Raw genomic sequence first — 4,897 nt, forward strand, 5'->3', positions numbered from 1 at the left:
GCATACGAGATAACGTTAGGTCTCGTGGGCTCGGAGATGTGTATAAGAGACAGACCTTGTGGTCGCCGACGACTTGGTTGCCGCCTTGGAGTCGGGACATCTCGCCGGCGCCGCGGTCGACGTCACCGACCCCGAACCGTTGCCTGAGACAAGCCCACTGTGGGATGCGCCTAATATGCTCATCACGCCACACGTCTCCGGCTGGTTCCACCTGGCAGCCACGCTCAACAATGTGGTCGACATTGCCGCGGAGAATCTGCGTCACCTGCAAGCCGGCGAGACCCTGCGCTGTTGGATTGAGCATTAGGTTGTTCCGGCGTTTTACCAAACGCCGGAACCCCTCGACGCTGCGCGCCGCCCAGAGCGACAATTTGTCATTCAAAAGGCGAGGCATGACCAGAAGGTCAATACCTCGCCTTTTTCATGCCAACTTGTTCGCTCTGGACATCGCTCGCTGACGTTTGCTCAACCTGCGGTGTCATAACAATTCTGTCCAGCTGTTGGCATTGCGGCATTTGCCCAGATAAAACCTGCCAAAGTAAACCTGTCCCTTTTTGGCAGATTTTAGAGTTCCACACTTTCGGCGCCGTTGATGGTTAGGTTGCGCTCGTAGAAGGCGGTGAGAGCGCGGATGGCGTACATCACGTCGCGCACGCCGCCGGTCTCGTAGCTCGAGTGCATGGCAAGCTGCGGCAGGCCCACGTCAACGGCATGCATGCTCGCCTGCATGTTCGACAGGTTGCCCAGGGTCGAACCGCCCGCCATATCGCTCTTGTTGGCGAAGGCCTGCGTGGGCACGTCGGCGTCATCGCAGATGGCTTGGAACACCGCGCGGCTAAAGGCATCGGTGCAGTAGTGCTGGTTGGCGGCTTCCTTGATGACAATACCGCCGTTGAGTACGACCTGGTTGCGAACATCGCACTTCTCGGCGTGGTTGGGGTGCACGGCATGCGCGTTGTCGCAGCTCACGAGCATCGAGGCGGCAAGGGCGCGATGGTACGACTCGTCGTCAAAGCCCAGTGATCCGTTAATGCGGCGCAGCGCGTCGGCCAAGAACGTCGACATGGCTCCTTGCTTGGTCTCGGAGCCAACCTCCTCGTTATCGAAGCAGCAGAAGACCGAAACGTCGCGCGCGTTCTCGGCACCCAAAAATGCCTGCAGCGAGGTGTAGGCGCAGGCCAGGTCGTCGAGCTTGGGCGTCGAGATAAACTCGTCGGCCCAGCCCCAAATGCGCGCATCCTGACGATTGACCAGGAACAGATCGCGGCCCAAAATTTGCTCGGGCTCAACGTCCAGCTCATCGGCAATCAGAGCGTCAAAATCTCCCTGCTTGAGTTCACCGGCGCTGATGAGCGGGCACAGGTCAACGGCTCGGTTGGGAGCAAAGCTCTCGTTAACGCCACGGTTCATATGGATGGCAAGGCTCGGAATAATGGCAACCTCGCGCTCGATGGCAAGCAGGCGGCTCTCAATACGGTCGCCCTCGCGCACCAGCACGCGGCCCGCGAGCGCCAGTGGACGATCGAACCAGGTGTAGTCGATCATGCCGCCGTAGGCCTCGGTGTTCAGACGCAGCGTCTCGCCTGCGCCGTCGAGCTCGGGCACAGCCTTGACCTTAAACGTCGGCGAATCGCTGTGCGACGCCGTGAGCTGAAAATGATAGTCGCCGGCAACGCCGTCCTCGCCCCACGTAGCAGCCAGGTCCTCGCCCACCTTAAAGGCAACGACGCTCGAGGTGTTGCGCTGCGTGTAATAACGCCCGCCCGGCTCGATGTCCCATGCCGCGTTCTCGGGCAGGTAGGTAAAGCCCGCCTCGTCGAGCTCGGCCATAATGGTCGCCGCCGTATGAAACATGCTGGGGCATGCCTCGATAAAGTCGATAAGGTCGTTGGCGGCCTCGATATCGTCGGCCGTCACGTGCGCGCGCTCGGGCGTTTCCTGATCCGTCATGCTCTCCCCTTTCGCTGGGTTGATGGTCCCCTCCAGCATACCCCGCCACGCCAGCGCCGCACTCTTCATTCCGTGCTTAATTCCGCGCCGCTCACCAACTTGAGCCATCATGCCCGCGTTCCTTTTGCGACAATTGCGCTAACAGGACGAGAGGAGTCGTCATGAAGCCACGTAACATTGCCATCGCCTGCGGTGTCGCGGGAGTCGCCGTCGGCCTTGCCGCTGCCACCGGTATCGTTTATCACAAGCAAATCAAGTCCGCCGCGTCGCTCAAACGCTTGACCGGCTACGCGGATGGCTATGACCTGTACGCAATCGACATCGCCTACGACTACGATCTTGATCGCATCATCGCCGCTGGCGTGCGCGACGACCAGGCCTACATCGATGCCGTGGTGGCGCAGGTGCTGCCCGGTGTGCCGGCACATGTCCAGGCGCCCCAGTTTGCCTGCAGCGCTTTTGTCGCCGTAGATGCCGAAGGCCGCGTGCGCACCGGTCGCAATTACGACTTTAAGGACGACACCTCGGCGCTGCTGGTGCGCAATCACCCACGCGGCGGCTATGCTTCCATCGGGTTTGCCGCCCTCAATAACCTGGGCGCCAACACTCCGCTTGACTCCATCACCGGACGCGCCGCGGCGTTGATGGGCCCGTTTGCCCAGCTCGACGGTGTTAATGAATGCGGCGTGTCCATTGCCGTACTCACCCTGGATTCCAAGCCCTGTGACCAGGACACGCAACGCCCCGCCATCAATACCTCGCTCGCCATCCGCCTGGTGCTCGACCGTGCCGCCACCACGCAAGAAGCTGTCGACCTGCTTTCCGCCTACGACATGCACGCTATGGCAGGACGCGATTACCACTTCTTTATCAACGACGCCGCCGGTGACGCGCGCGTAGTAGAGTGGGATCCGCGCGATCCGGACCGCGCTTTCAAAGCGACTCCTGTACGCCAGGTTACGAACTTCTATGCCTGCTATGGCGACGAAGTGCTGCCCAACCAAAAGAATGGCGAGCTGGGCCATGGTAAAGAGCGCGCCGTCGCAATCGCCGATGTCCTTGACGCCCATGTCGGTGCCCAGAACGAGGCAGTCGCTTGGAAGGCCCTACGCGCTGCGGCGCAAGAGCCCAATCCGGAAGACATCACCAGCAACACGCAGTGGTCGGTCGTCTTTGACAACACCGAGCCCGCTGCCGCCATCACGCTGCGCCGCCACTGGGGCGACATCGATGCCTTCGCGCTGTAAGGAGCTGGCACCGTCGTCCTTACGCTGGCCTGACGTTGCTTACATTTCCATACATTTGAGCTAACACGTTTTACCCCCGTATCAACAGTGTGCGGGGGTAAACTTATGCGCATGTTATAACTTGCCCGGAAGGATTCACCATGCTTAGAATCGGTCTTCTTACTAGTGGCGGCGACTGCCAGGCGCTCAACGCCACCATGCGCGGCATTGTCAAAACGCTTATGACCAATAGCGAAGAGCCTATCGAGATTTATGGCTTTGAGGACGGCTATCAGGGCCTTATCTACAGCAGGTTCCGCGTCATGACGCCCGCCGATTTTAGCGGCATCCTCACCCGCGGCGGCACCATCCTGGGCACGAGCCGCACACCGTTCAAGCGTCTGGATACCCCCGAGGCCGATGGTGTCGAGAAGGTGCCGGCGATGGTCCACACCTATCATAAGCTGCAGCTCGACTGCCTGTTTATGCTGGGCGGTAACGGCTCCACCAAGACCGCCAACCGCCTGCGCGAAGAGGGCCTCAACGTTATCGCGCTGCCCAAGACCATCGATAACGACACCTGGGGCACCGAGCTGACGTTTGGCTTTACGAGCGCCATCGACGTCGCCACCAAGTGCATCGACGACATCCACACTACCGCCTCGAGTCACGGCCGCGTGTTCGTTATCGAGATCATGGGCCACAAGGTTGGCTGGATCCCGCTGTACGCCGGCGTCGCGGGCGGCGCGGATGTCATCTTGATTCCCGAGATTCCCTACGACATGGACCAGGTCATCAAGACCATTGAGCATCGCATGGAGACCGGCAGCCGCTTTACCATCGTGGCCGTCGCCGAGGGCGCTATTTCCAAGGAGGACGCGGCGCTGTCCAAGAAGGAGTACAAGAAGAAGCTCGCCGAGCGCACGAGCCCGTCAATCGTCTACGACATCGCCAAGGAGATCGAGGCCAAGACCGGTCGCGAGACCCGCGTCGCCATCCCAGGTCACACGCAGCGCGGCGGCCAGCCCGACGCCCAGGACCGCATCTTTGCGACTCAGTGCGGCGTCGAGGCAGCGCTCGGCTGCCTGCGTGGCGAGTTTGGCTACATGATTGCCTTGCGCGACGGCAAGATGTGCCACATGCCGCTCGAGGAGGTCGCCGGCAAGCTCAAATATGTCGACCCCCAGAGCGATCTTGTGCGCGAGGCCAAGGCGCTGGGCATCAGCTTCGGCGACGAATAGCCTCGGCTGGAACCGCCCCATCGGAGGCCCCAGGGCTTACCTCCCAAATCGTCCTCGGACATGTCGGGACCCCGCTGCGCGCTTCGCGCGGCGGGGTCCTTCCGTCCTGCGGAAAGATTTGGGAGGTAAGCCCTGGGGTCTCCTGCGGCAACTAGGGAGGCCGAGGCCATTCGTCTTCTTGCTGCGGGTGCCTGACCTGAAATTCAATTGCGGTGAAATAGTTCCTGCTTAGCCCGCAAATGGCTGAATTTAGGAACTATTCCACCGCAACTTACGAATGATCGGAGCAGCTACAGCACAAGCGTCGGCGTTCGTTTGATGGTCCGCCACGAAAAGGGGCCATCTACTACGTTTAACTCGATGGGGCCAATCATGACCGCCTTTTTCGAAAATCGACAGGCCTTCTACCTGCACTGATAATTGTTCTCGGGGGAAGCGGGCACTGCGGGGCGCGGCGACAGCGCGCGATTTCCGCGTCGC

3 protein-coding genes and 1 pseudogene (1 of these 4 only partly in view) are annotated in these 4,897 nt (G+C 60.8%); 3 read left to right on the forward strand and 1 reads right to left on the reverse strand.

Annotated features, from left to right (window positions below):
- Positions 1-307 (forward strand): annotated as a pseudogene (locus tag AB5767_RS08725) (D-2-hydroxyacid dehydrogenase); it begins 419 nt to the left of the window's first position.
- 257 nt (positions 308-564) lie between these two features.
- Here AB5767_RS08725 and AB5767_RS08730 read toward each other — a convergent pair.
- On the reverse strand, positions 565-1,950 hold the full coding sequence (locus AB5767_RS08730) for a M18 family aminopeptidase (protein WP_368132174.1): 1,386 nt from the start codon (positions 1,948-1,950) through the stop codon (positions 565-567).
- Between the two features lie 161 nt (positions 1,951-2,111).
- Between AB5767_RS08730 and AB5767_RS08735 the strand changes: the two genes are divergently transcribed.
- On the forward strand, positions 2,112-3,197 hold the full coding sequence (locus tag AB5767_RS08735) for a carcinine hydrolase/isopenicillin-N N-acyltransferase family protein (protein ID WP_195568561.1): 1,086 nt from the start codon (positions 2,112-2,114) through the stop codon (positions 3,195-3,197).
- 140 nt (positions 3,198-3,337) lie between these two features.
- Positions 3,338-4,417: a 6-phosphofructokinase gene (locus AB5767_RS08740; RefSeq protein ID WP_055252496.1), complete on the forward strand. Its 1,080-nt coding sequence runs from the start codon at positions 3,338-3,340 to the stop codon at positions 4,415-4,417.
- Positions 4,418-4,897 lie beyond the last annotated feature (480 nt).

The sequence above is a fragment of the Collinsella aerofaciens genome, assembly GCF_040926265.1.
GTDB classification, from domain to species: Bacteria; Actinomycetota; Coriobacteriia; order Coriobacteriales; family Coriobacteriaceae; genus Collinsella; species Collinsella aerofaciens_BB.

Bases quoted from the DNA above. Each gene is read 5' to 3' on its own strand.
- AB5767_RS08730 (WP_368132174.1), bottom strand. From the start codon at position 1,950: ATGACGGATCAGGAAACGCCCGAGCGCGCGCACGTGACGGCCGACGAT.
- AB5767_RS08740 (WP_055252496.1), top strand. From the start codon at position 3,338: ATGCTTAGAATCGGTCTTCTTACTAGTGGCGGCGACTGCCAGGCGCTC.
- AB5767_RS08735 (WP_195568561.1), top strand. From the start codon at position 2,112: ATGAAGCCACGTAACATTGCCATCGCCTGCGGTGTCGCGGGAGTCGCC.